The organism is Peristeroidobacter agariperforans, from assembly GCF_004138335.1.
GTDB classification, from domain to species: domain Bacteria; phylum Pseudomonadota; class Gammaproteobacteria; order Steroidobacterales; family Steroidobacteraceae; genus Steroidobacter; species Steroidobacter agariperforans.
Genome location: NZ_RYFW01000001.1, coordinates 394,651 through 419,550 on the forward strand (window position 1 = coordinate 394,651; position 24,900 = coordinate 419,550).

The 24,900-nt window shown below is 62.6% G+C and carries 27 protein-coding genes; 20 read left to right on the forward strand and 7 right to left on the reverse strand.

The annotated features are described in order from the left end of the window. Window positions 1–14 precede the first annotated feature (14 nt). Entirely contained in the window at window positions 15–521 is a 507-nt protein-coding gene (locus tag EK373_RS01705; protein WP_157994183.1) for a C40 family peptidase, read from the reverse strand. A gap of 145 nt (window positions 522–666) precedes the next feature. On the opposite strand from EK373_RS01705, the gene EK373_RS01710 reads away from it, so the two are divergent. The 3 genes from EK373_RS01710 to EK373_RS01720 all read left to right on the forward strand — a co-directional run bounded on the left by EK373_RS01710 (window position 667) and on the right by EK373_RS01720 (window position 3,052). Beyond that, entirely contained in the window at window positions 667–2,298 is a 1,632-nt protein-coding gene (locus EK373_RS01710; protein WP_129641021.1) for a M28 family metallopeptidase, read from the forward strand. Window positions 2,299–2,354: 56 nt separating this feature from the next. Then, window positions 2,355–2,609 carry an EF-hand domain-containing protein gene (locus tag EK373_RS01715; protein WP_129641022.1) on the forward strand — a complete coding sequence of 85 codons (255 nt, stop codon included), beginning with the start codon at window positions 2,355–2,357 and terminating at the stop codon, window positions 2,607–2,609. A gap of 200 nt (window positions 2,610–2,809) precedes the next feature. Then, entirely contained in the window at window positions 2,810–3,052 is a 243-nt protein-coding gene (locus EK373_RS01720) for a hypothetical protein (protein WP_129641023.1), read from the forward strand. 233 nt (window positions 3,053–3,285) lie between these two features. Here EK373_RS01720 and EK373_RS01725 read toward each other — a convergent pair whose 3' ends face one another. The 4 genes from EK373_RS01725 to EK373_RS01740 all read right to left on the reverse strand — a co-directional run bounded on the left by EK373_RS01725 (window position 3,286) and on the right by EK373_RS01740 (window position 6,579). Further along, window positions 3,286–3,669: a LytR/AlgR family response regulator transcription factor gene (locus EK373_RS01725; protein WP_129641024.1), complete on the reverse strand. Its 384-nt coding sequence runs from the start codon at window positions 3,667–3,669 to the stop codon at window positions 3,286–3,288. Between the two features lie 37 nt (window positions 3,670–3,706). Next, entirely contained in the window at window positions 3,707–4,411 is a 705-nt protein-coding gene (locus EK373_RS01730; protein ID WP_129641025.1) for a response regulator, read from the reverse strand. Next, on the reverse strand, window positions 4,405–4,791 hold the full coding sequence (locus tag EK373_RS01735) for a helix-turn-helix domain-containing protein (RefSeq protein ID WP_129641026.1): 387 nt from the start codon (window positions 4,789–4,791) through the stop codon (window positions 4,405–4,407). Before EK373_RS01735 ends, EK373_RS01730 begins: the two co-directional genes overlap by 7 nt. 162 nt (window positions 4,792–4,953) lie before the next feature. Then, complete coding sequence (locus EK373_RS01740) at window positions 4,954–6,579, reverse strand: CHASE3 domain-containing protein (RefSeq protein ID WP_129641027.1); 1,626 nt, start codon at window positions 6,577–6,579, stop codon at window positions 4,954–4,956. 148 nt (window positions 6,580–6,727) lie between these two features. On the opposite strand from EK373_RS01740, the gene EK373_RS01745 reads away from it, so the two are divergent. The 14 genes from EK373_RS01745 (at window position 6,728) to EK373_RS01810 (ending at window position 17,566) form a co-directional block, all read left to right on the forward strand. Next, on the forward strand, window positions 6,728–7,156 hold the full coding sequence (locus EK373_RS01745) for a hypothetical protein (RefSeq protein WP_129641028.1): 429 nt from the start codon (window positions 6,728–6,730) through the stop codon (window positions 7,154–7,156). Window positions 7,157–7,204: 48 nt separating this feature from the next. Further along, window positions 7,205–7,525 carry a BON domain-containing protein gene (locus EK373_RS01750; RefSeq protein WP_129641029.1) on the forward strand — a complete coding sequence of 107 codons (321 nt, stop codon included), beginning with the start codon at window positions 7,205–7,207 and terminating at the stop codon, window positions 7,523–7,525. 161 nt (window positions 7,526–7,686) lie between these two features. Continuing rightward, entirely contained in the window at window positions 7,687–7,944 is a 258-nt protein-coding gene (bufA2, locus tag EK373_RS01755) for a BufA2 family periplasmic bufferin-type metallophore (protein ID WP_129641030.1), read from the forward strand. A gap of 89 nt (window positions 7,945–8,033) precedes the next feature. Continuing rightward, complete coding sequence (gene bufB, locus EK373_RS01760; RefSeq protein WP_129641031.1) at window positions 8,034–8,885, forward strand: MNIO family bufferin maturase; 852 nt, start codon at window positions 8,034–8,036, stop codon at window positions 8,883–8,885. Further along, window positions 8,882–9,670 (forward strand): HvfC/BufC N-terminal domain-containing protein, encoded by a 789-nt coding sequence (locus EK373_RS01765; RefSeq protein ID WP_129641032.1) that lies wholly within the window; start codon window positions 8,882–8,884, stop codon window positions 9,668–9,670. The genes bufB and EK373_RS01765 overlap by 4 nt, the downstream gene beginning before the upstream one ends. Before the next feature lie 28 nt (window positions 9,671–9,698). Then, entirely contained in the window at window positions 9,699–10,382 is a 684-nt protein-coding gene (locus tag EK373_RS01770; protein ID WP_129641033.1) for a fumarylacetoacetate hydrolase family protein, read from the forward strand. Beyond that, entirely contained in the window at window positions 10,379–11,017 is a 639-nt protein-coding gene (gene maiA / locus EK373_RS01775) for a maleylacetoacetate isomerase (RefSeq protein WP_129641034.1), read from the forward strand. The genes EK373_RS01770 and maiA overlap by 4 nt, the downstream gene beginning before the upstream one ends. A gap of 19 nt (window positions 11,018–11,036) precedes the next feature. Beyond that, the gene (locus EK373_RS01780; RefSeq protein WP_129641035.1) at window positions 11,037–11,837 is read left to right on the forward strand and encodes an SAM-dependent methyltransferase; all 801 of its coding nucleotides are present in this window, start codon (window positions 11,037–11,039) and stop codon (window positions 11,835–11,837) included. A 42-nt stretch (window positions 11,838–11,879) separates the two neighbouring features. After that, window positions 11,880–12,422 (forward strand): GNAT family N-acetyltransferase, encoded by a 543-nt coding sequence (locus EK373_RS01785; RefSeq protein ID WP_129641036.1) that lies wholly within the window; start codon window positions 11,880–11,882, stop codon window positions 12,420–12,422. A 248-nt stretch (window positions 12,423–12,670) separates the two neighbouring features. Continuing rightward, the gene (locus EK373_RS01790) at window positions 12,671–12,940 is read left to right on the forward strand and encodes a hypothetical protein (RefSeq protein WP_129641037.1); all 270 of its coding nucleotides are present in this window, start codon (window positions 12,671–12,673) and stop codon (window positions 12,938–12,940) included. Next, entirely contained in the window at window positions 12,921–14,765 is a 1,845-nt protein-coding gene (locus EK373_RS01795) for a sensor domain-containing diguanylate cyclase (protein ID WP_129641038.1), read from the forward strand. The genes EK373_RS01790 and EK373_RS01795 overlap by 20 nt, the downstream gene beginning before the upstream one ends. A gap of 111 nt (window positions 14,766–14,876) precedes the next feature. Continuing rightward, window positions 14,877–15,596, forward strand: coding sequence for a response regulator (locus EK373_RS01800; protein ID WP_129641039.1), 720 nt, complete (start codon window positions 14,877–14,879; stop codon window positions 15,594–15,596). Beyond that, window positions 15,596–17,005 (forward strand): ATP-binding protein, encoded by a 1,410-nt coding sequence (locus tag EK373_RS01805; RefSeq protein WP_129641040.1) that lies wholly within the window; start codon window positions 15,596–15,598, stop codon window positions 17,003–17,005. Before EK373_RS01800 ends, EK373_RS01805 begins: the two co-directional genes overlap by 1 nt. A gap of 132 nt (window positions 17,006–17,137) precedes the next feature. Next, window positions 17,138–17,566, forward strand: coding sequence for a hypothetical protein (locus EK373_RS01810; protein WP_129641041.1), 429 nt, complete (start codon window positions 17,138–17,140; stop codon window positions 17,564–17,566). A 98-nt stretch (window positions 17,567–17,664) separates the two neighbouring features. Here EK373_RS01810 and EK373_RS01815 read toward each other — a convergent pair whose 3' ends face one another. Continuing rightward, window positions 17,665–19,698 carry a DUF4394 domain-containing protein gene (locus EK373_RS01815; protein WP_129641042.1) on the reverse strand — a complete coding sequence of 678 codons (2,034 nt, stop codon included), beginning with the start codon at window positions 19,696–19,698 and terminating at the stop codon, window positions 17,665–17,667. 222 nt (window positions 19,699–19,920) lie between these two features. Between EK373_RS01815 and EK373_RS01820 the strand changes: the two genes are divergently transcribed. The 3 genes from EK373_RS01820 to EK373_RS01830 all read left to right on the forward strand — a co-directional run bounded on the left by EK373_RS01820 (window position 19,921) and on the right by EK373_RS01830 (window position 24,076). Continuing rightward, a complete protein-coding gene (locus EK373_RS01820; RefSeq protein WP_129641043.1) occupies window positions 19,921–20,508 on the forward strand; it encodes an acyl carrier protein phosphodiesterase in 588 nt (195 codons plus the stop codon). 172 nt (window positions 20,509–20,680) lie between these two features. Continuing rightward, on the forward strand, window positions 20,681–21,871 hold the full coding sequence (locus EK373_RS01825) for an energy transducer TonB (protein WP_157994184.1): 1,191 nt from the start codon (window positions 20,681–20,683) through the stop codon (window positions 21,869–21,871). 54 nt (window positions 21,872–21,925) lie between these two features. Beyond that, complete coding sequence (locus tag EK373_RS01830) at window positions 21,926–24,076, forward strand: YCF48-related protein (protein WP_157994185.1); 2,151 nt, start codon at window positions 21,926–21,928, stop codon at window positions 24,074–24,076. Here EK373_RS01830 and EK373_RS01835 read toward each other — a convergent pair. Further along, complete coding sequence (locus EK373_RS01835; RefSeq protein ID WP_129641046.1) at window positions 24,063–24,830, reverse strand: hypothetical protein; 768 nt, start codon at window positions 24,828–24,830, stop codon at window positions 24,063–24,065. The two genes, EK373_RS01830 and EK373_RS01835, sit on opposite strands and share 14 nt — an antisense overlap. Window positions 24,831–24,900: the final 70 nt, after the last annotated feature.

Genomic DNA, 24,900 nt, shown 5'->3' on the forward strand with positions numbered 1-24,900 from the left:
GCCCCGATCCGTCGTCAGAAAAGCCGCCCCGCGCCGGCCAGGCGCGGGCGGTAGAAGTCATCGTCGAGCATTCGCAGCTCGACCGGGCGTCCGGTCTGTGGCGCGTGCACGAACCGCCCCTCGCCCGTGTAGATCGCGACGTGCGAAATGCGGCCTTTGATTCGAAAGAACAGCAGATCTCCGGGCTCGAGATCGTTCAAGGGAACCGGCGTCGCAGCGGAGTATTGTTCCGCCGCCGTGCGCGGCGCGAATATTCCCAATTGGTCGTGAATGAAGCGCACCAGCCCGCTGCAATCGAACGTGGTCGGCCCATTGCCGCCCCACTCGTAGGGCGCACCCAGCAGAGAGATCGCACGAATCGCAACTTCATTGCCGACGGTGGTCGCGGGCGCGACTGGCGGCCGGACGGTGCTACCCGTCGGCGTCGGCGCCACATAGGGCTGCGGCACAGCGCATCCCTGCAGCGTCAGGGTTGCTACGGCCAGCGCGAGACCAAGAGTAGATGCTAAGCAGCGGTTCATGGCGACACCGTTTCCAAGCATGCCGGACTCTGAAGCTAAGTGCCAAGCACTGAACAATGGATGAACTCTTATGTGCTGTGAGTGCTCAGCGAAACGCCTGCGTCAGTGATACTGTTGCGCCCGTTCGCCCCTCACCCGAGACAACATGCGCGGATTGCCTGCTTTTCTGCTGCCTTTGATCGCCGCCGGCTCGCTGCAAGCAGCCGAGCGCGGCCCGTGGAGCGAGGTCCAGCCTGACGCCATCCGCAGTCATGTTGAATTTCTTGCAGCCGATTTGCTGGAAGGCCGCGCTACCGCTTCGCGTGGCCATGACATCGCCGCCGCGTATGTAGCGTCGCAATTCCGCCAGGCCGGCCTGCAGCCCGGCGGCGACGACAAGAGCTATCTGCAAAGGGTGCCTTTGCTGGAGGCCACGCCGGTGCTGCCCGGCTCCTCGGCCGAGCTGGTGCGTGACGACGATACATATACGTTCGAATACGGCACTCACTACCTGCCGAACGCCGATTTCTTTTCGGCCAGTTCCACACTGAGTGCGCCGATGATGTTCGCCGGCTTCGGCATCGATGCTCCCGAGCTCGGTTACAACGACTTCGAAACCATCGACGTGAAAGGTCGCATCGCGGTGATCTTCAGCGGCGCGCCCGCGAAGTTTTCCAACGAGAAGCGCGCCTACTACTCGTGGGAGGAGCGCAAGCTGTCGACACTGGTCGATCGTGGCGCCGTCGGCGTGATCACCATCGACTCGAACGCGGACACCAAGCGCACGCCTTGGGAACGTCGCGTTGCCATGAGCTGGATCCCGCAGATGCGCTGGCTCGATGAATCGGGCCAACCGCACCACGCCTTCCCCGCTTTGAAGCTGCGCTTTCGTTTCAATCACGACGCCGCCGCACAGCTGTTCGAGAAGGCGCAAAGCAACTTCCACATGGCGCTTGCCGCTTCCGAGGAAGGCACGCCGCAAGGCTTCGAGTTGCCCGGCATGATGACCTTGTCGGCGACCACCGGCCTGCGTAAGACCGAGAGCGCGAACGTCGTTGGAGTGCTGCCAGGTACGGATTCGCAATTGAAGAACGAATACATCGTTATTTCCGCGCACCTCGATCATCTCGGCCGCGGCACGGCGGTGAATGGTGATGCCGTCTATAACGGCGCGCACGACAATGCCGTTGGCGTCGGCGTCATGCTGGAGATAGCTCGGGCATTTCACGCATCGAATGCGAAGCCGCGGCGCTCGATAATGTTCATCGCCGTGACCGCTGAGGAAAAAGGTCTGCTCGGCTCCGACTTTTTCGCGCGGCAGACCGAGCATCAGGAAAAGAAAGTGGTCGCCAACATCAACGTCGACATGCCGCTGACGTTCGCGCCGGTGTTCGATTTCGTGGCGCTCGGCGCTCAGCACTCGACGTTGGGAACAGCGGCACGTCAGGCCGTCGCGGCGCAGGGCTATCGGCTCAGCGCCGACGCCGCACCGGAGCAGGTCAAATTCATCCGCAGCGATCAGTTCTCTTTCATCCGCCGCGGCATTCCGGCGCTGGTGCTGAGCGCGGGCTATCAACCGAGAAATCCCAGCGTCGACCTGGAAGAGCTGCGCCGGCAGTTTCTTTCGACGCATTATCATCAGCCCAGCGACGATCTGATGTTACCGATCGATTACGCCACCGCTGCCGACCTGGCGCGCATCGACTTGCGCATCGCCCTCAGCGTGGCGAATGCGCCGGCCGCTCCCCGTTGGGTGAATGGCGATTTCTTTGCGGAGAAATTTTACACGGTGCAGTAAGATGCGCGCCGCGGCCGCTCTTGGCCGCAGTGCCCGCAACTAAGGATGAACGCGCCATGGCAGATCTGGATGTAGTCAAGGACGTGGATGTGGACGCGGACGACCTGCCCGATCTGAAACAAAGCTTCGACGCCTGCGACAGCAATGGCGACGGCTGGATCGTGAATCAGGAATTCAGCGCCTTGTTGCACTCCCTGGATCAGGACCTGTCCGAGGATGAATGCCTGCTGGCGTTCGAGCTCACCGACGCCGACGGCGACGGCTCGATCAGCTTCGAGGAATTCATGGGCTGGTGGACCGACGCGCGCTGATGCGCGACAACGAATTTAGTTAAAACGCCCCGCGTCGCAATCTGTGACTTCGCTCACACGCGACATGCGGCCGCCACGTGACGTAATGCTCAGTCCCCGAAGAAACCGGGCGCTTGCTGCTTTCCCCTAGTCGAACATCCATATCGATGCCCCTAACCTACTGCACTGCTCGTGCCGATAGCGGTGGGTAAGGAGACATCATGAGCAGAGAGATGAGCGAATCGATGCGCAGTAGCCTGCGTATCGGCGATCCGGTCCGACTCAAAGACAGCGACGTGGATTTGCGTGGCGACGTGTGGCAATTGCGCACCGGCCGCTATGTCGTCGTGCGTTGGCAGGACGAATGTCGCAGCACCCATTCAGAGTCAGCCGTCGAATACGATTCCTCCCGCAGCCGTGCGGAGTGGAGCCGTAACATCAGCCACGAAGACCGCGACCGTTAACCTGGAATAAAAGAAGGCCGCGCTTCACGAAGAGGCGCGGCCTTTGAAGTGCGCAGCCGTCAGCATGGTGTCCGATGGGTTCTCAGCGGGTGCCCCCATCGTCCTGGGGAGGTCCATGTAACGAGTTGCGCAGGGTTCGAATTCAGTTGCGTCAGAACGCACGACCAGACGCGCAGGATCCTGAGTATGTTCCGTGATTCAGCTGCGTTTTGTTTCGGCGATTACGGATTTTCTCAGGCAGCGTCGATCTGCAGTAGCACCTCCCTGACTTTGTGAAACTCCGAAGCTTTGTCGAAGAAATGGTCCGCGCCGCACTCACGGCTCGCAATCCGGTAATCATCGGATGGATGATTCGTAACTACGATGACTGCTTCGGGCCGGCTCGCGCTCGCGCGCAATTGTTTCAGTACCTGAAAGCCGCTGCCGCCGCGTAACTGGATATCCAGAATGAGCACGCGAGGCTGCGAGACGCGCATGCCTTCGAGCGCGGCAGCAACCGCATCGGCGCTGCCGACCACTTTGGCGTTGGGAATGTCGCCCACGGCTTCCACCAGGCGCTCCATAACAGCCGGCGAATCCTCGACGATGTAGATCGTCAGTTCGGATCCAGCACCCATCGGCGCATTCCCGTCCGTCTCCAGCGGCTCCCGCTGCTCACTCCACCAGCTGGTTGCGTACCGCGTAGGCCGCGATCTCGGCGTTACTGCGCATGCCCATCTTCTCGAGGATGCGCGCCCGATACGTGCTTACAGTCTTCACGCTCAGGCCGAGCTCGTTCGCCATTACAGCCGGGGAAACGCCACGCGCGATGCGCGTGAACACTTGCAGCTCGCGTTCCGACAGCCGGTTGTGCATCGGGCCTTCTTCGTCCGCCGCGCACTCCGAAGCCAGCAGCTCGGCCACCAGCGGAGTGATGTAACGGCGCCCGGTGCCGACCGCACGCACGGCCTTCACCAACTCTTCGGGCACGATCATCTTCGGCACATAGCCGTTCGCGCCGGCACGCATCAAGCGGACCGCGAAGCTGCGCTCCGGGTGCATGCTCAGCACCAGGATCGCCAGTTCCGGCTGATCGCGCTTCAACTGTTTCAGCAAATCGATGCCGCTCTGGCCCGGCAGTGTGATGTCGAGCACGACGACGTCGACTTGCAAGCCGTTGCGCAGCTGTTGAAGGGCGTCCTCGGCGGAGCCCGCTTCGGCGACGACCTGCAGATCCTGTTCTTCCGCCAGCATCTCGCGCACACCGGCGCGGAGGATGGCGTGGTCGTCGACGATCAACACGCGAATCGGCGTATGTGTGGCCTGAAACGCGTCCCTGGCCTCATTCTCGCGAGAGCCTAGTTCGGTTGGATTCAACATCGCTGTGGTACCTCGGTCATTGCTTCACGGAGGTCGCCCCCCTGCAGGGTGGTAATGGCCACGTTCCCACCGTCATTGAGGCCATAGTCCATGGCCACCCCCTGCGCACGGTATGCGTTGAGGCGGTTGTAGAGAGTCTTCAGACTCACCCCCAGCAACGCCGCCGCGCGGGTCTTGTTTCCCCCGCACTTCTGCAGCGTTGCGAAGATCATCCAACGCTCCACGTCGGCCAGATTGGTGCCGACCGGGATGCGTAACGCCACAGGCGCCGGCGCTAGGTTGCGTTCGCCCCCCACCGTCGATTCCTCGCCCGAATCCTGGTCATCGCCCGAATAGGCCCGATGATCGTTGTGGGTTGCTCTCTCGACGTGATTCTCCATGCGCTCGCTCCTGACGGTCAGCTTTACACTTAGTGGCCCGATGGATCACAACGGCGTCAGGGCGAGGAAAAGTTCCCCACAAAGTGAAGTTCGTACCGTCAGACGTTTCCTACGTATTGACCCCGCCACCGAAACGGCACTGCTTTAGGGCAAAAGCGCTTCTCATGCCGACAGGGCCGCCGCACTGGAGGCTGGAATGAAGGCCTCGACGACAGTGCCGGCGCCTTCCTCCGGTTTACGGATCTGGAAGCGGCCTCCCATCTGACGCATTCGTTCGCGCATGCCGACGACGCCGTGCGACTTCGGCTTGCTCAGCGACTCCTCCGCGACGCCGACGCCGTCATCGATGATTCGCAGCCGGATTCCGCCGTCTTCGCGAGCCAGGATGACGCGCACTTTGCTCGCCTGCGCGTGCTTGGCGATGTTGGTCAACGACTCTTGCGCGATTCGATAGAACGCGATGGACCAGGCGGGATCGAGATCGTCGAAGTCCTCCTGCACGTCCAGCTCGCAAGGCAAGCCGGTGCGACGCGTGAATTCGCGGCAATGCGAGCGCATGGCGAACGCCAGTCCCAGATTGTCCAGGTGACTGGGCCGCAGTCCTTCGATCACCTCGTGCTTCAGCTCGACCGTTTCGCCCAGCATCTTCAGGGCCCGCTGCAGCCGTTCCTTCACCTCGCGAGCGCCTTCGGGCAGGCGGCGTTGAATCCAGTTCAAGTCCATGTTGATTGCGGTGAGATTGCTGCCCAGCGTGTCGTGCAGCTCGCGCGCGAGCTTGGCCTTCTCCTCCTCGGAGACGCGAATCAAATGTTGCGAGAGCTCGGTCAGCTCGGCCGTGCGCTGCTCGACTTGCTCGTTCAGCGCCTGATTGGCCTGGAGTATCGCGTTTTCGGCCTTCTCACGATCGCGCACGTATTTGCGCAGCAGCTTGTTCAGGCCGATCAGCACGGCGACCGTCACGACGGTGGTGAGCAGGGCCAGCCCGCCGGCAACCAGCAAGTCCCGCAATACCTCGCGACGCTGCGCTTCGATGCGGGCATCTTCCTCCGCCATCATCCGATCGACGATGCCTCGCACCCGATCCATGGTGGCCGTGGCCTGCTCGGTGCCAGCCACGTCGGCGGTGCCGTTCGGTCCAGGCTGCGGGCTGCGACTGATCGTCGCCTTCAAGCGACTGATCGCTGCTGCGGTGAAGCTCTCCAGGTCGGCAATCTCTTTTTGTCGCGAGGCGTTGTCAGCGGTCAGAGTGCGCAGCCGCTCCAGCTCGCTGCGCCAGCTGCGCATCGCCACGTAATACGGCTCGAGATATCCGGTCTGACCGGTGAGCAAATAACCGCGCTGGCCGGACTCGGCCGCCGTGATCACCGATTGAAACGTGCTGAGCGAACGCTTGATCTCGTAGGAGCGCGCGTATTGAGCGTGCGAATCGATGGTCGCGCCGACGTTGATGATCAGCAACGTGGCGTTGACCATGAGCAGCGCGATCGAAATCACGATCACGATGCGCACGTGCAACGGCACACCGCCCGACGCTGCCGGGGGTGTGTTCGAGGCTGCATTCGCTGAATGCACGGTGTGAGGAGCTTCGCCCATGGCCTCCTGAACGAGCTCCGGAATGGGTAGCTCCGGGGCCGTGTTCAGCAACGACTGTGTACATTTCTTGGTTCCTTCGTCAGCCGTGGCCGACGTACATCGTCGCTGCCCTTGCTCACATTGCCGCTCGCGAAGCGTGCACGTGTAGAAATGTCCGCTGTTGCGGGCGTGCAAGTTGTACGAGGAACCTTGCATAACATCGGCACGTTATCGACGCGAATTCCACACGCTTCCTGGCGGGTTGCACACCGATAGGAACCGGCCGTTCCGCAGGAGGATTCAGTCGGCGAGCGAGTGGTTACTTAGTCAACAGGCCGTACAGGTCACAGACGAGGGTACTGCAATGACGAAGACCAATATCTATCTGATTCTCGCCGCCGCCGGACTGGCGCTGGCGGGCTGCAACAAGGCCGAGTCGCCGGCCGATGTTCAGCACGACGTGAGCAACGCGCAAGCCGAAGCCCAGAGAGACGTAACTGACGCTCAGGCCGATGCTCAGGAGTCGATGGCAGATGCACAGAAGGACGTGGCTGAGGCGCAGGCCGACAACGACGCGGACGACGTGGCCGATCAGGCCCGTGACGCGAGCGAGACGGCTGCTCAGGGTGACTTCAAAGTCGCGGTAGCCCGCGCGGAAGCCACGCATAAGATCGCTGTCGAGAAGTGCGAAGCGCTGCAAGACAATGCCCAGGAAGACTGCAAGGCCCGCGCCGATGCAGACCTGGAAAATGCCAAGCGCGCAGCTGAAGCCCGTCGCGACGGCGCGGGTTAAGGGATAGAGTTCATCAACTCGAACTTCAGTAGTTCAGGAGCGAGGGATATGGCACGGCAAAACGCGGCGGCATTGTTGTTGGCCGCAATCATGGCCTCGACCGTGGTCGCCTGCTCGTCGACCCCGACGCAGCAATCGACCGGCCAGGCAATCGACGACGGCGTCGTCACTGCGAAGGTGAAGGCCAAGCTCATCGAGGATCCGGTGACCAAAGCGCATCAGATCAACGTCGAGACCTTCAAGGGCGCGGTGCAGCTGAGCGGCTTCGTGGAGACAGATCAGGCCCGCACCCGGGCACTGCAGCTGGCCCGCGACGTCGACGGCGTCAAGAGCGTCAAGGACGCGCTGGAGATCCGCAAGGGCGGCTAACAGCCAGTCCGCGTGGCGGAAAAGAGGGGCGGGTGAGTTCATCACCCGCCCTTTTTTATTGCCGGTTGGTGGCAGCCGGCCGTGTGAATCCGATTCATTCCAGGCTGCGTATACTCCTGCGCTTCGCCTTCGAAGCGCACTTTCCATGAGGAATGGCATCGATGACCCACGGCAAGAAACTTTCCACGCTCGCTCTGGCCACCGCGGCCGCGGTGATGTTCAGCAGCGCGCCGCTGACCGCTGCCAATGCGGCCGATGAAGCCAAGGTGAAATGCGAAGGCGTGAACGCGTGCAAAGGCACCAGCGCCTGCGGCACGGCGGCCAATGCCTGCGCCGGCAAGAACGCCTGCAAAGGTCAGGGCTTCCTGATGCTGAGCAAGGCTGAATGCGACGCCGCCAAGGCCAAGCTGAAGAAATAATTCAGCTCCAGGCCCGGTCTGATAGGGTCAGGGCGGCGCGGTCTTCCGTCAGCGGCCGCGCCGTTTCCTGATCAGTCCACGAGTGTTCAGTGTCCCAATCGTCCCCTCATCCCTCACTAGGCTTCGGGCTCGGCGTCCGACCCACTCATTACGACGCACTGCTCGGCGAGCGCCGGGGCAGCGTCAGCTGGCTGGAAGCGCTGACCGAGAACTACCTGCTCCCTGGCGGCAAGCCGCTGCACTATCTGGAACGGCTGCGCGCCGATTATCCGATCGTGCTGCACGGAGTGTCGCTGTCCATCGGCAGCACCGACCCGCTGAATGAAACGTATCTGCGCGAGGTGAAAGCGCTCGCGGACCGAGTCGAGCCGGCGTGGGTCTCGGATCATCTGTGCTGGACTGGCGTCGATGGCGTGAACCTGCACGATCTGATGCCGATGCCCTTTACCGAAACCGCGCTGAGACATGTCGTGTCGCGCATCGCGGCCGTTCAGGAGCGGCTCGGCCGTCGGCTGGTGCTGGAAAACGTATCGAGCTATGTGAGCTTCACCCGCTGCGACATGACGGAATGGGAGTTCCTGCGCGAGATCGCCGAGCGCGCCGACTGTCACTTACTGCTCGACGTGAACAACGTGTACGTGAGCAGTGTGAATCATGGTTTCGATCCGCTGGCCTACCTGCGAGGCATCCCAGCGGAGCGGGTTCAACAGTTCCATCTCGCCGGCCATCGGAACATGGGCAACTATCTCATCGACACGCACGACGAGCCGGTCTGCGAATCGGTGTGGCGCCTGTTTCATGCGGCGGTCGAGCGCTTCGGCGCGCTCTCGACCATGATCGAGCGCGACGACAACATTCCCGAGCTCGATGTGCTGCTAGCGGAACTGGACCGCGCGCGCGATATCACTACGTCGGCGCAACGAGCGAAGTCCGCGGCATGAGCGCCCAACTCGACACGACCGAGCTGGCTGAGTTGCAGCGGGACTTTCAACGGCTCGTCATGCACGGCCACGAGCGCATCGTCACTGCGGTCGAGGGCTCGCCAGAGGTCCCTGCGACCTTGCGACTGGCAATTTATTCCGAAGCGTATCGGCTGCGTTTGACCGAAGCGCTCGCCAGCACGCTGCCTCGCCTGCAAGCGTTGCTGGGCAAAGAACAATTCGCCGAACTCGCGCGCGAATACATCGACCTGTCCCCGTCGCGCTATCCGTCGATCCGCTGGTTCGGCGATCGCATGCCGGGGCTTTTGTGCAAGTCGTTCCCCGACCAACCGTGGCTCGCCGAGCTGGCGACATGGGAATGGTCGGTCGCGACCGCCTTCGACGGCGCCGATGCCGAACCGGTCGGCATCGATGCCTTGGCTGCGATCGCGCCCGAGCAATGGCCGACTCTGACGTTTCAATTTCATCCGACGGTGCAGGTGCTGGCGATGCGCACCAATGCGCCGGTGATATTCAAGGCGCTGTCGGCAGATGACTCGCCGCCCGAGTGCGTCGAGCTGAGTGAAGCGCAGTCCTGGCTGATCTGGCGCGAGGGACTGAAAACTCAGTACCGCTCGCTCGGCCCCGATGAGGTCGCGGCACTGGCAGTCATGCGCGACGGCGGCTCCTTCGAAATGCTCTGCGACGCGCTGTGTGGCTGGCATGACGCCGATGCCGTGCCGGTACAGGCGGCGGGCTTGCTCAAGCGCTGGGTGGTGGAGCAAATGATCGTCGGAGTATCCTAGCGGCCCGAAACTTTTCGGCTGCCAGCCTATGTCCTTCGTCTTCCCGCCGCCGGCGCCCCCCGCCGTCGCCATCGTCGGGCGCACCGAGCGCTTTCCCGTCCATCGAATCTACTGCGTCGGCCGCAACTACGCGGCGCACGCGCGTGAAATGGGCAAAGATCCCGAGCGCGAAGCACCGTTCTTTTTCAGCAAGCCCGCCGACGCCATCGTTGCCAACGGCGCGCAGCTGCCGTTTCCATCGCGCACGTCCGACTTGCACCACGAAATCGAACTGGTGGTCGCGATCGGCACCGGCGGTGCAAACATCGGCATCTCCGAAGCGCCTTCCCATGTATTCGGCTACGCCGTCGGCATCGACCTGACGCGGCGGGATCTGCAGGCGGAGGCAAAGGACAAAGGCCGCCCCTGGGATACCGCCAAGGGCTTCGACCGCTCGGCGCCGATCAGCGCCATCACGCCCGCTGCGGCCGCCCGGCTCGATGACAGCAAGATCTGGCTCAAGGTCAACGGCGCGTTGCGCCAGCAAGGCGCCCTCGCCGACATGATCTGGAGCGTGCCGGAAATCATTGCCGAGCTGTCCACGCTGTTCGAGCTGGCGCCCGGCGATCTCATCTATACCGGCACGCCCGCCGGAGTCGCGGCGATCAAGTCGAACGACGTGCTGGAAGGCGGCGTCGACGGGCTGGAAGCTCTGCAAGTGACGTTGGTATGAAGCTGTACAACTATTTTCGCAGCTCGGCCGCGTTTCGCGTGCGCATTGCTCTGAACTTGAAGGGCCTGCAGTACGAGTACGTTTCGAAGTCCCTGCTCAAGAACGAGCAGCGCGCCGCCGACTATCTCGCACTCAATCCGCAAGGGCTCATCCCGGCCATCGAAGTCGATGGCGGCGTGCTCACCCAATCGCTCGCCATCATTGAATATCTCAATGATCTGCACCCGCAGCCACCGCTGCTGCCCGCCGACCCGCTGGCGCGCGCCCAGGTCCGATCCATGGCGCTCGCGATTGCTTGTGACATTCATCCCTTGAACAATCTGCGGGTGCTGAACTATGTCCGTCAGGATCTCGGCCAGAACGACGATGGCGTGAACACCTGGTATCTGCACTGGGTCGCCGAAGGTTTCCGGGGACTGGAGCAGCAGGTCGCAAAACATTCCAGCTCGCGCCGCTATTGCTTCGGCGACAGCCTGACGCTGGCCGACGTGTGCCTGGCGCCGCAGATGTACAACGCGCGCCGCTTCAAATGCGATCTCACGCCGTTCCCGACGCTGGTCGCTATCAGCACGCATCTGGAAACATTGCCGGCCTTCGATGCGGCACGACCGGAAGTCCAGCCCGACGCCCGATAAACAAGACAAGCGAGCCAACATGAAACCAGCGGGAAGTTTGGTGTGCGTCGGGATCGGGATGACCCTGGGAGCGCACCTCACGCCGTTGGCGCGCGATTACATCCACAACGCCGATGTGGTGTTCACCGGGCTGTCGGACGGCATCGTCGAAATGTGGGTGGCCCGAATGAACCGCGACGTGCGCAGCCTGCAGTCGTTGTATCAGGAGGGGAAGTCACGCATGCAGACCTACCGCGAAATGGTGGAAACCATGCTGACCGAGGTGCGTGCAGGCAAACGCGTCTGTGCCGCCTTCTACGGCCACCCCGGCGTATTCGCCTGGCCCACCCACAAAGCCATCGAGACCGCGCGTAGCGAAGGTTATGAAGCGCACATGGAGCCGGGCGTCTCGGCGGCGGATTGTATGTATGCCGACCTGGGCTTCGATCCCGGCAAATATGGCTGCCAGCACTACGAAGCCAGCCAGTTCATGTTCAACCGGCGTCGCCTGGACACGGCCGCCTACCTGATCCTGTGGCAGGTGGGGCTGTCGGGCGACCAGTCGTTCGCACGCTTTGCCACCGGCGCCGCTTACCGGCAGGTGCTGGTCGATGTGTTGAGCCGCGACTATCCGCTCGATCATGAAGTGATCTTGTATCGAGCAGCGACGCTGCCCACCTTTCGCCCCAAGATCATTCGCGTGCCGCTGGCCCAGCTGCCCACTGCCGAGGCGGACATGCACTTCACGCTGGTGGTTCCACCGGCGCAACCGCTGCAACCCGATCATCACATCCGTGAGCGCCTGTCCGCGCTCGATCGCGAACTGACGCCCCAAGGCTGAGCACCGGTGCACGTGTTTCCAGTCGAGACGGAACGGCTGCGCATGCGCCCATTGGCCGCTGCCGACGCGGCGCTCTATGAACATCTGTATACGGACGCGGAGACCATGCGCTTCATTGGCGCGCCCCTCGCCCCCGAGCGCGCCGCCAAGAGCTTTCGAATCGCGCTCGACGGCATGCAGCGCCGGCCCATCGAACGGCTGTTCCTAACCGTGCAGGAGAAGTCGTCGCACAGCGATGTAGGCATCTGCAGCCTGCAGAACTTCGACGCCGTGAACCGCAGCGTTCAGGCCGGTGTGATGTTCATCGAGTCGGCGCGCGCCAAAGGTTATGCCAAGGAAGCTTTTATCGGGCTCATCCAGCAAGTGTTCGCACATCTGCCGGTGGATGAGCTGTGGGTGGAGTTCGCCGTGGACCATGTAGCTGTGCAGCGGGGTGTGCTTAGCGTAGGCTTTGCACGCCGCGGCAGTGCCGCTGCGGCGGACGGAGCTTGTCAAAGGAATGACCAAGACGATGGGCAAGGAAATGCCTGGTCGGTGCGTCGTGACTCATGGTCGCCGCCATCCACCTTCCGCAACGTGCGCTAGGCACGCCCGGCGAATCCCGACTCGCCCCTCGCCGTCGGCTTCCGGCCATTCTTGTACCGTCTGTTGGCTTGGAAACAGGCATAATTCATTCTGTTAAGTCGGGGCCTCGTGGCCTGCCGGCGCCGTTAATTTTTTCTGTGGAGCGTTCGAGAGCCGGCCGGCCGCGATTGTCCTAGGCTTGTCACAACCCAAGCTGCACGAGGCAGCACGTCGTTCAACAACAATTTGGGGGATAGGAGGAGCGCATCGTGTCGAATGTCGTGGATCTGTTGGAAAGAATTGGTCGTAGCTCGCGGCTGCAGTCGCTGACCGGCGAGCAACTGGCGCAGGAGCTGGCGCAGGCGGGCTTCGAGCCGGCCGTGCAGGCAGCCATCGTGCAGCAGCGCCCGGGTCAGCTCGAGGAGCTGATGGGCGCCAGCAAGAACGTCTGCTGTATGGTCCACGCGCCGCAAGACGAAGAGCCCGAAGAGCAGCAGCCCAAAGACGGTGGCGAGCGCCGTGTCGCCCGCGCCAGCTGAGCAAGCACCTATTCGCAACGATTCCGTCCGGCACTGGCTGCTGGGCGGAATCGCCTGCCTGTGCCTGTTCGCTGGCGGGCCGTTGCTGGCGGCGGACGGCGAGGACTTCGCCGCCATGTTGCAACGGGCTGACGCGGTCAAAACCGTCGACCCCGCCGAGTTCACCCGGCTGATCGATCAACTGCACGCCCAGCTCGACAATCTCTCCGGCCAGCAACGCGAGCATCTCCAATATCTGCAGGGCTGGCGTCTGGCATACGCCGGCGAGTACGCAGCCGCGATTCCCATGCTGGAGTCGCTGGCCGACAAGGCGAGCGACCCGACGATCCAGTTCCGCGCCAGCGTGACCGCCACGAACGTGCAAATGCTGGCGACGCGCTACGAAGGGGCGTTCCTGCAACTCAACAAACTGTTGAACAAACTGCCCGAGGTCACCGACAAGGACGCCCGGCTGCAGGGCATGTCGGTCGCGGCCGATCTCTACGTCCTGGTCGGCGAATACGACCTGGGCATTCACTACGCCGAACGGGTTGCCGAAGAGAACGCCCGTGGCCGTGGCATCTGCCGAGGCGAGCAGATCCGCCTCGATGCCCTGTGCAAGACCAAGCGGATCACGGCCGACGATCCCGCCCTGCCCGCCGCCATCGACGCCTGCCTGCGGCAGGGTGAATCGATGGCCGCGAACGGCATCCGCTCCACCCAAGCTCGTTTGTTTTTACGCGAGAATCGCGTCGACGAGGCCATCAACCTGCTCGAGCGGTACTATAGCGAGGTGGAGCAAACGCGCTATCCACGCGGCATCTCGGAGTGGGAATCGTTGATGGCGCAGGCTTATCAGCGGCGCGGCGCCGGGGTGAACGCTCAGCGCATGGCGTTGCGCGCCGCCGAGCACAGCGTGAAGAATCAATTTACCCTGCCGCTGGTCGGCGCCTACCGCGTGCTCTACGAAGAGACCGAGAAACAAGGCGACATCAGCAGCGCCATCGCCTACCTGAAGAAATCCGCCGCCGCCGACAAGGCTTATCTCGATGACGTAACCGCTCGCCAGCTGGCCTACGAGCGCGTCAAATCGAACACCCTGTCCACCAAATCGCAGCTGGAAGCGCTCAACCAGGAGAACAAACTGCTGCAGCTCCAGCGCGAGCTGGACGGCAAGGCTGCCGAGACCAGCCGCCTGTACATCGCGCTGTTGCTGCTGGTGCTGGTGTTCATCGCACTGTGGGCCTATCGGACCAAGCGCTCACAGCTGCATTTCATGAAACTGTCACAGGTGGACAGCCTGACCGGGATCGCCAACCGTCCGCGCTTCATTCAACTTGCCGAAGCCGTGCTCGAAGCGGCGCGCAAATCGCAACAGCAGGCCAGCGTCGTCCTGTGCGACCTGGATCATTTCAAATCCATCAACGATCGCTTCGGCCACGCCGCGGGCGATCATGTTCTGCGCCAGGCTGTCCTCGCCTGCCAGGGTCATCTGCGGGTCAGTGACATTTTCGGACGCGTCGGCGGCGAAGAGTTTGGCATCGTGCTGCCGGGCTGCGGCCTGGAGGACGCGATACAACGCGCCGAGCGCCTGCGAATCGCGCTGAACGCCATCGAGCCCCAATACGACGGCGAGCGTTGCCTGGTGTCCGGCAGCTTCGGTGTCACATCGACCGAACAGTCCGGCTACGAGCTGCGTCAGCTGCTGGCGCACGCGGACGCGGCGCTGTATCGAGCCAAAGACGCCGGTCGCGATCGCGTCATGCCCTACGACGGCAAAACGGTCGACGCAGCGCGCCCCGATCCGGTCGACGACAACGAGCTGCGTAACGTCGGCCACGCCTAGGAATCGTTACTCAGTGTTGCTGCTCGCGCGGCGGCAACACTTGGTTACAATGTCAGCGGGCACGCTTCGCCGTCATTGGTCATGATGCGAACGGGCCCCTGACGTGATCCCATGACCGACTCTCGCCACATCCTGATCGTCGACGACGATCGCGAAATTCGCACGCTGCTGGGCGATTACCTGCAGAAGAACGGTTATCGCGCCACCGCGGTCGCCGATGGCAAAGCCATGCGACGCGCGCTCGAACAATCGCATGTCGACTTGATCGTGCTCGATCTGATGCTGCCCGGCGAAGACGGCCTGAAACTCACGCGCGAGCTGCGCGCTCACTCGCAGATTCCGATCCTCATGCTGACTGCACTGGGCGAAGAGATCGACCGGGTCGTCGGGTTGGAAGTCGGCGCCGACGACTATCTGTCCAAGCCATTCAGCCCGCGCGAGCTGGTGGGAAGAATCAAAGCGATCCTGCGGCGGACCGCACATATGCCGCGCGATCCGGCACAGACCGCCGTGAACATCTATCGCTTCGGCGATTGGCAGCTCAATGTCACCGCCCGCTCGCTCACCCACGCCGACGGCTCCCAACATGCGCTCAGCGGCGCTGAGTTTCGCCTGCTCTCCATCCTGCTGGCGCATCCGACCCGAGTGTTGTCGCGCTCGCAGTTGATGGAGCTACTGCGCGGTCGTGACATCGATCCCTTCGACCGCAGCGTCGATGTTCGCATCAGCCGATTGCGCCAGGTCCTGCGCGACGACGCGCGCTCCCCGAAAATTATCAAGACGATTTACGGCGAAGGCTATGTGATGGGCGTGCCCGTCGAGCAGGAATAATGGACCGCCGCTTGCTGCCGGACACGTTGTTCGGACGCCTGTTCGTCGCAACCGTGGGCGTGATCGGCGCCATGCTGCTGGTGTTTATTCTGTTGATCGTGCGCGAGCGTCGCGAGCTGGCGCTGCTCGACAGCGGCGCCGGCAGCTCGGCGAATACCATCGCCGAAACGAGCCAGTATCTTGCGGGATTGTCGCGGGAACAGCGTGACGATGCGCGCCTCAAACTGCGCGAGCAACGCCTCACACCGGACGACGTTCGGCCGCCGCCACCCCGCATTCAAGACGAAGAACGAGCTGCATTGGAGCGCGCGTTCGCCGCTCATCTGCAACGCCATCTCGGCTCGGAGTACAAGGTTGCAACAGGGCCGCCGCGGGCACGGCGCTCCGAAGTCATTCCTCTGCACGTCTTGCGTCGGGATCTGCCGCCGCCCGATGGCGCTCCTCCGCCGGGATTGATCCGGCGCGACCGGGTATTCGATGTCACAGTGACATTCCCAGACGGCGACAAGGCCGTCTTTCGCACGTTCGCGCCCCGCTCCGGCCCGCGCCTGCCAAAGCAGATCTTCTTGGAGCTGGGTCTCCTCGCGATCGCCTTGGGCGTCGTCCTCTATGCAATGACCCGTACCATCACGCGTCCGTTGGGCGATCTCGCACGCGCCGCCGACGCAGTGGGTCGCGGCGCGACGGGTACGCCATTGAAAGAAACCGGCGGGCGAGAAATTCGTCGCGCGACGCGGGCATTCAACTCCATGCAGGAACGTTTGCGACGCTATCTCGACAGCCGCACTCAAGTGCTGGCGGCGATGTCGCACGATCTGCGCACGCCGCTGACCCGATTGCGATTGCGAGTCGAATCGGTCGACGACGATCAACTGCGTCAGCGCCTGGTTGAAGACCTGGATGAGATGTCGAGCATGATTCGCGGCGCGCTCGGCGTATTCCGTGGCCTGAACGATGATGAAACGGCTGTGCCCGTCGACATCAACGCGCTCGCGCTGGAGCTGCAACGACAGCACGCCGAGATGGGCGGTGAAGTGAGCATCAGCGGCTCGGCTCGAGCTCCTTACGTTGCGAAACCTCTCGCACTGAAACGCTGCCTCGGCAACCTGGTTCAGAATGCGATCCGCCACGGCGTCAGCGCCACGATCCAGATCGACGACGGCCTGCAATTGATCGTGCGCGTCTTGGACGAAGGCCCGGGAATCCCCGAGGACATGCTGGAAAAAGTATTTGAGCCGTTCTTCCGCCTCGAGCACTCCCGTAACCGCGACACCGGCGGCACCGGCCTCGGCTTGAGCATCGCGCGGGACATCGCGCAGGCCCATGGAGGTTCACTGTCTCTCCACAATCGTCAGAACGGCGGGCTGGAAGCCCGGCTGGTACTACCGCGAGAAGCTACAAGTCACTGAATTAACAGTGATTTCAGACGATGCAGTTGGTAACAATTGATTACCGCACCGGCGTCCGCGAGTGCCTATTCTGCAAGCGTGTTCTCAGGTCTCGACCGCAAGGACACACCTTCACCCAACGGAGAGATTGTGATGAAAACCAAAGTCACCCTGCTTGCGCTTGCCTGGCTTGCCAGCGGCGTGGCCTTTGCCGCCGATACCACGACGGCCACCACCACCCCGCCCGCACGGGTTGCGCCGGGTCCAGACATGGACCGCCTGGCGTTGCTGCTCGACCTGGATGCGTATCAGAAGACCGAAGTCGAGAAGATCCTGAAGGAACAGCACGAACAAATGCGCGCTGATTTCGAAGCCGCTCGCGCCGCGGGTACTCGCCCATCGCGCGATGAGATGAAAGCCAAGCGCGAGCAGTCCAAACAGGAGCTGCAAACCAAGCTGAGCTCGGTGCTGAACGAGACCCAGCTGAAGAAGTTCGAAGCGCTGCGCGAGCACGGCCGGGGCCCTGGCCGCGGTTTCGGCAAGCGCGGCTGGGACGGCAAGGACAGCTCGTCAAACAACTAGCGCATAAAACCTAACGTGTCAGGATGCCCGAGTCGCTGTTTCTACTAGCGATGCGACGGCGGTGCCAGTCACCGCCGTCGCTGTTGGAAGTTATAACTTTACTTCACGCCGATCTGGCCAACGGCGAGCCCACTCACACCGGCAGGCAGTGCGCCCAGATCCGTCGCGCGGCCATTGCTCAGATCGATCGAATACAGGCGCGTCGTCGTGCCTACTGTCAGTGCCGCGAAGCCCGAGCCCGTCGCCGGCGTCGCTGACGTCGTCACTCTTACGTTCGCGGGAATGTCGAAGCCATTTGCTTCGGTGAAGTCCAGCGTGGCGCCATTCAACGTGATGGGCTGCGGCGCCGTCAGCGTGCCGTTGTTGGGCGGGTTCTGGATGAAGAGCGTATTGCTGACCGGATCGATCACGTACTGCGTGGTCACGCCGCCCATGAGCGGTTGACCGAAGCTGTTCGTATACGCGGCCGCGGTCACGCCCGTGGAGCCCGCCGGCTGACCGTTGATCGAGCCATCGGGCGTGTTGCCGTCGGCATCGTTCGCATTGTTGTCGACGGGTGCGCCGGTGTTTTGATTGAGCCGGAAGTTCAAGCCCGTACCGGTGGTGACGCGAATGCGATCGACCGTGGGATTGAAATCGAAGCCGTACCCCGCGCTGACCGGCGGGAAGTCGACGACCGCGCCCGCGGTAGTCCTGAACGAAACCATGCCGGTCGTGCCAACGGGCATGGCCATACCGTTTTGCGGATCGATGACGTAGATGGTGCCAGTGTCGGCCGCCGCATTCACACCGAACGAAAACAGCTGACCGGTTTGCGGGCGAAAGTCGATGCCCACCAATGTTTCTCCGGGATCCACACCGGCGATGTTCACCGTCGCCGGCGTGCTCAACGCCGTGCTCAGGATGCGAAACAGCTGAGTGCCATCCGCAGACAGTGCGAACAGCGTCGGAGTCGTCGCCGGTGACTGCAGAGCGACGCCGATGATGCCGGTGGGATTGACCGGTCCCAGCGTCGTCACATTGCCTGAAGCGAGATTGATGTTGACCAGCTCATCCTGGGTCCGACCCGAAGCGCGTACGACTGCCGTGCCCAGCCCCGTGGCCACCGCGTTCGATGCGGCCACTGTGACTGACGACGGAATATCGAAGCCCTGAATCGTCTCTACCGGCACCGACAGCGGCATGCACATCGTCTGCGTGCCGTTGTTGGGCGGATTCTGAATACAGACCGAGTCGATCGTTTGATCGACCGTGTACTGCGTCGTCACGGCGACGTTGGGAGAGCTGTTGGTATACGCCGTTTCCTGCACCGACGTCGTCGCTCCGTTGATGCCGCCGTCCATCTGGACGCCCGGCGAAGCGGCGGTGGCGTCGAAATCCACGAGCGCGCCGTTGTTGGGATTCATGCGGAAGTTCTGACCGGCGCTGTTCACTACGCGCACGCGATCGACGGTCGGATTGAAGTCCATGCCGAAGACCGTGCTCGCATCCACACCGATGCGCACCGGTGTCGTACCGTCAGCTGCGACGAACTGGCCGACCGCTCCGATCGGCGTCGCCACGGCGGTCTGCGAAGAAATGCCGTAAAGCTGGACGGTGCCGTTGGCCGCGTTGTAACCCAGGCCGTACAAGTAGCCGTTCTGTGGCCGTCGATCGATGCTGACCAGCGTGTCGCCCGTCAGCAGGCCAGTAATGGCCACTGGCGTATCGAACCCCGCTGCAAGCACGGATGGAAAGGCCACCAGCGAGTTGTTCGACAGCAGCGCATTGCTGTCGAATGGCGGCGCCGTGACGGTCTGTGCATACGCGCGGCTGGCCATGCCAAAGTTGTTGGTGGCGGCGATGGTGAATGTGTAATCACCCGCCGCCGTCGGTGTGCCCGTGTACATGCCGGTCGTAGCGTTCAGCGTCAGGCCGGGCGGCAATGTGCCCGAGGCAACACTCCACATCACGGTGTCGCCGGACGCAAGGAAGGTGGCGCTGAAGGCAGTTCCCAGAGCTGCGGAAGGCAGCGGCGAATCCGGCGCGGTGATTGCCGGCTGACGCCGTTCGTCGTCGCCGTTGTCGCTGCAGGCGGTCAGCAAGGACGCACTGATCAAGATCGCGACCGAACCCAACTTCATCAATCTCATGGGAGCATCCCTTTGGTTTTGACATCGCACGCACTGCGATGGAGCGCAGATGACCGGCCCGTGACGTTCAGCTCACGGTGCAATCTGCAGCGTTTATTCGGGAAACGCCGATGCGCGGATGCAGAATTGTCGCGGATTACAGTGTCTGAGGTGGGCGACATGCGCCTCGACGGGTCGACATCTCTAGGCTAAATTGCCGGAATCGATTGGAAGGACTGTTCTTTGAATTGGCTCGCCCACGTGTTCCTGTCCGAGCCGGACGTCGAATTCCGTCTCGGTAATCTGCTGGCCGACATCGTCAGAGGAGAAGAGTTGCGCGGCATGAGCGCGGCCTTCCAACGCGGCGTGCAGAAACATAAGCAAATCGATGCATTCACCGATTCGCACCCGCTGGTGAAGCGTAGTCGCTCGCGCGTGGGCGCCGACTTCCGTCGCTTCAGCGGCGTGCTCGTGGATGTCTTCTACGATCACCTGCTGGCGACCAGCTGGGATCGCTACTCGCCCATCGTGCTCGATGCGTTCACCGCGAAGTTCTATGCCGACATCGAGTCGAGCAAGATCGAGCTGCCGGCGTCGGCGCGCGTGACGCTGGATCGAATCATTCGTCACGATCTGCTCGGTTCGTATCGACGCATCGAAGGCGTGGAGCGCTCGCTGCGTCGCCTGTCGGCGTATCTTTCGTCGCGCTGGAATCGCGAGTTCGCCCTGGAGAAAGGCGTCGCCGATTTGATTGCCGAGCGCGCCGGCTTCGACGCCGACTTCGCCGAGTTCTTTCCCCAGCTGCAAGCGGCGGCGGCTGGCCGAACCTAGCCGGCCTTTTGCCGACGTCGAAAAAACCAACACTCGCCGCCTTCAGCTCGGATGTCTCGTACATTAGGACTTCCGACCACTGACATCATATTTGGGTTGGATTAGCGTGGCCTGCAGAGCGAATCCGCTGGCGCCGTGACGCAGCAGGATTCCCACCATGGGGAGCAAGCGCATGGCCACCGATACTGCGCGCGTACAACTCGAACCGGCGTCGGGCCGAAACGAAAGCACCGCGCCGTTCTATCAGACCGCCCAACGCAGGCGGCGCCAACAACAAGAACCAGACGCAGCATCGGTGGATGCGCCGGCTGCCATCGCTCCGACCAGGATCGCTGTGCCGCTCGCCCCTGCACAGTCGTCGGCGCGAGCGCCTGTTGCCGATCCAGAAGTCAGTCGCGAACAGGGAGGCCGCACTCCTTGGGTCGCATTCGCCATCGCCCTCCTCTCGGTGGGCTTCGCGGTGTGGTGGGTGATGGCTCAGCGCATGCCGGACATCGATCCACGAGAGGTCATCGCTCGCAATCTCAACGATGCCCGAGCCGCGATGGCCGACGGCCGATACACCGATCCACCGGAGCGCAGTGCTTTTCACTACTTCAGCACGGTGCTCGCGCTCGATCCCGCCAACACCGATGCGATCGCCGGCATCGATGCCATTGCCGATCGTCATCTGACTAATGCACGGCTATTGCTGTCTCAGAAGCGAATCGCCGAAGCAGGCGTTGCGCTGGAGAAAGCGCGGCGTGTGCGGCCCGATCACGACGGTTTGATCGTATTGGATAGGCAGTGGCGAGCGGAGTTGCGAACGCTCCTTGCCAGCGCGACCGCGACTGCCAAACCAGCCGCCCCGGCAATCGAAAATCCCGCGGCCACGAAGGATCGGGAGACGCGTGCTTCACATCCCGCCTCAGCTCCAATTGCAATGCCGGCGAAGGCTGAGTCAGCGCCGCTGCAAAAGGTCGCCGATGTGGCGGCTGTCGCAGCCACCCTGGCGGCTGAGAGAGTAGCGCCGGCGATTGCGGAGTCAGCTCCGGAGATTGAAGCAAACGTCGCCGCAGACAACGTCATTGTTCCTGTAGCAACGCCCGCCGCTCCGGCACAGGAGCCCAAACTCATCACGATGGTTCAGCCTCAGTATCCCCAAGAAGCGATCATGCGTGGTATTGAGGGCTGGGTCGACGTGAGCCTGCAGGTCACCGCTTCGGGCGATGTGATCGAGCCCCGAGTCGAGGACAGCAGTCGCGGCCGGTTGTTCAACAAAGCGGCGCTCGCCGCTGTCGAACAGTGGAAATACGAACCGCGTAGCGATGGGGCTAACAGCGAGCGCCTGCGCGTCCGCCTGAAATTCCAGCGCAAGAACTGATCTCACTTGCGACTCACGCCCAGGATGGGCAGCATGCGGATCGGAGGGATTCGCATGAGATCAATGGAACTGCTCGCTTGCGCCCGCACGCTGTTATTCATCGCCATGGGTTGCGGCGCCGTGTCCGCTTCGGCGGATGATCGCCCCGCTTCCATCACTTACTCGGCGCGCATCATCAATCCCAAGCTGACGGGCTCGCTGTACGAATCGAGCTCGGGCACGCTGCTGCTCTGGGGCACCGACGGCACCATCCTATATTCGACAGACACGACCCGCTGGCAATACGCCGAGACCTCCGCGGATGCGGATCTCACGCGTGTGGCTTCCGATGCAGCGGGAAAGGTTCTGATCGCCGTCGGGGAGCGCGGCACGATGCTTCGCTCGCAAGATGCCGGTCGGCGATGGCAATCCATCTCTCTCGGAGCTTCTGATTTCGATCTGCGGGCGGTGATTCACCATGCGCCAAGCGGCGCCTGGATAGCGGCCGGCACACGCGGAACCATTCTTCGCTCAGTGGACGGCGGCAAGACCTGGTCGTCGCTGCCGAACGAGCTCGATCTCACCTTGGAAACATTGTTCGTCGAGCCCAGTAGCGGCGCCCTTCTGATCGGCGGTGAAGCCGGCCTGATCGGACGATCCACGGATGCGGGCGTCAGTTGGCATCTGACCCGCGTGAAGATGCAGGACCCGGTCACTCCCGTGACTGCAATCCACGCGCTGGAAAACGAGCTGATTGCGACGAGTGCGCTGGGGCGCTTCCTGGTCTCCACGGATCGGGGCGAAACCTGGCGCCTGATGAGCATGGGTGGCAATGCCTATATTACGGACGCTGCGCGCGATCCGAAATTCGACGCATTACTGCTTGCGAGCCACACGGGCGACTTGTTTCGTCGTGGGCGCGGCGAGGATTCCTGGGAAAAGATCGAGCTGCTGATCGACGGACAGAAGCGCTTCATCAGCGCCCTTCGCTATGACGCGCCCAGCCAGTCGTTGATTGCGGTCGGCCATCACGGACTCGCGGCTCGATCCACCGACGGCGGCCAGCAGTGGCAGAAGATCACGACTGGCTTCGACAGCAGCATGGAATCGCTGGCGCAGACCGGTGATGGACGTTTCGTCGGCCATGGCGAAGGCGGCTATATCGCAACCTCGGCCGATTCCGGCAAGAGCTGGCGCCGCGTGTCGCCCGAGCTGAGCCTGAACTTGCGGGAGATCCTCGCTCTGCCCGACAGCGATGCCATGATCGCGAGCGGCGAGCTGGGCAGCATCCTGCGATCCGGGGACAGCGGGCTGACGTGGAAAAGTATCGACGTGAGATATCCCAATATGAACACGCCACCGAACCTGCGATCGCTGGTGATCGATTCCTCCAACAAGGTGCTGATTGCGGCTGGCGCGCCGGGAACCATCATTCGTTCCGAGGATGGCGGAAACAAATGGCAGATCGCGCATTGGACGCCGCTGGAGAAGGAAGAAGCGTTTCCGTGGATTCTCAGCGACCCGCGCCAGCAGTCGCTGGCCGTCGTCGAAGCACGTGGCTCGATGTATTCGTCGCAGGATGCCGGGCGGACCTGGCAACGGTCGAAGCTGGAAACCGATCGTGAGCTGTGGCAAGGAACAGTGGCAGCAAACAAATCCACCCTGCTGATTGCCGGTCAGCGCGGCGTCGCTGCGCGCAGCACCGATGGGGGGCGCGAATGGCAACTTGTCGAGACCGGTACGGATGAAGATTTGTTTGGCAGCTACGCGGACGAACGCTCGAATACGATGTTCTTGTTGGGAGGCAAAGGCACTCTGCTACGCTCGATCGATGCCGGACTGCAATGGCGTCGCGTGCCCTCGGGCACCGAGCGCTCACTCCGCCGCATGCTTCACGACCCGAAGAGCAATACGCTCGTGGCATTCGGCGAATACGGCAGCATCGTCCGCTCCAGCGACGCTGGCGCATCCTGGCAAGCCATCGACAGTGGCACCGACGCGGAGCTGCGCAGAGGCTTGCTCGAGCCGGGCAGCGGAGCTTTGGTCATCGTCGGTCAGCAAGGAATAATCCTGCGCTCGGCCGATGCGGGCAGAACCTGGCAGCGAATTCCGAGCCACACGCGCCGCCACTTTCGCAGCGCCGTCTTCAATTCACGCAATGGCGATCTGGTCCTGGTGGGCGAGCGCGTCGTGCGGCTGGCTCGCGCGGCTGCTACTTTGCATTGATCCGTTGCTGCAATCGGCTCAGCTCGCGGGCGAACTCCGTCGTTTCGTAGTTCTTGAGCTGCACGTATTGCTCCTGCGAAAGTGCCGGCGCCACCTCCGCCAGGAAATCGTCCATGTACTGCTTGAGCGCTTCCGCCGTACCTGCGTGGGCGTAAGCGCGCTCCTCCTTCGACAAGCTGTCTCGATCGAGTCCGACATCTCGCATGACCGTGGCATAGCGTTGCTTTTGGCGCAGCTTCGCGTTCAGCACGATCCGTTCCTGTCGCTCGTCCAGCGGCGCGACATTGCTGATGCCGCCCGTGTATTCGGCCAGGTGATGCTGTTCCAGATCCGAATCCTTCAGCGCTTGATAGTAAGCGAAGCTTTCCGCCGGCAAGAGCTTGCCGATGCCCGCATCGATGCGGCTGCGCGAACCGACATCTATTTGCGACTCGCGCTCCAGCAACCGACGGCGCAACTCATCGACATGGGCTTCCTCGACATCGGCAATCAGAAATCGATACTTGTGCTCGACCTGAGCCAGAAATGCGGCATCGGCTGGGTCCTCCGCTGTTGCCAGAGAGCGCTGCTGCTCGGGCACCAATGGTGAAACGAGCGGGCGTGTCAAACGCTCTGCAGCTGGCGCGTCTGTTGGCTCGGCTGCAGCCGCGATCTCCCGGGCCTCGTGGTTCTTCACGATGACCGTAACAGCAGTCGCGAGCGCGGCCATCATGACCACGCTCGAGACCACCCGCCGATCCATGAGTCTGATCATCTTGCATCCCTGTTCATCTGCGGAATGGCCGGGAGCAGCGTCGCTCCCGGCCAACCGTCCATCCCGTGAG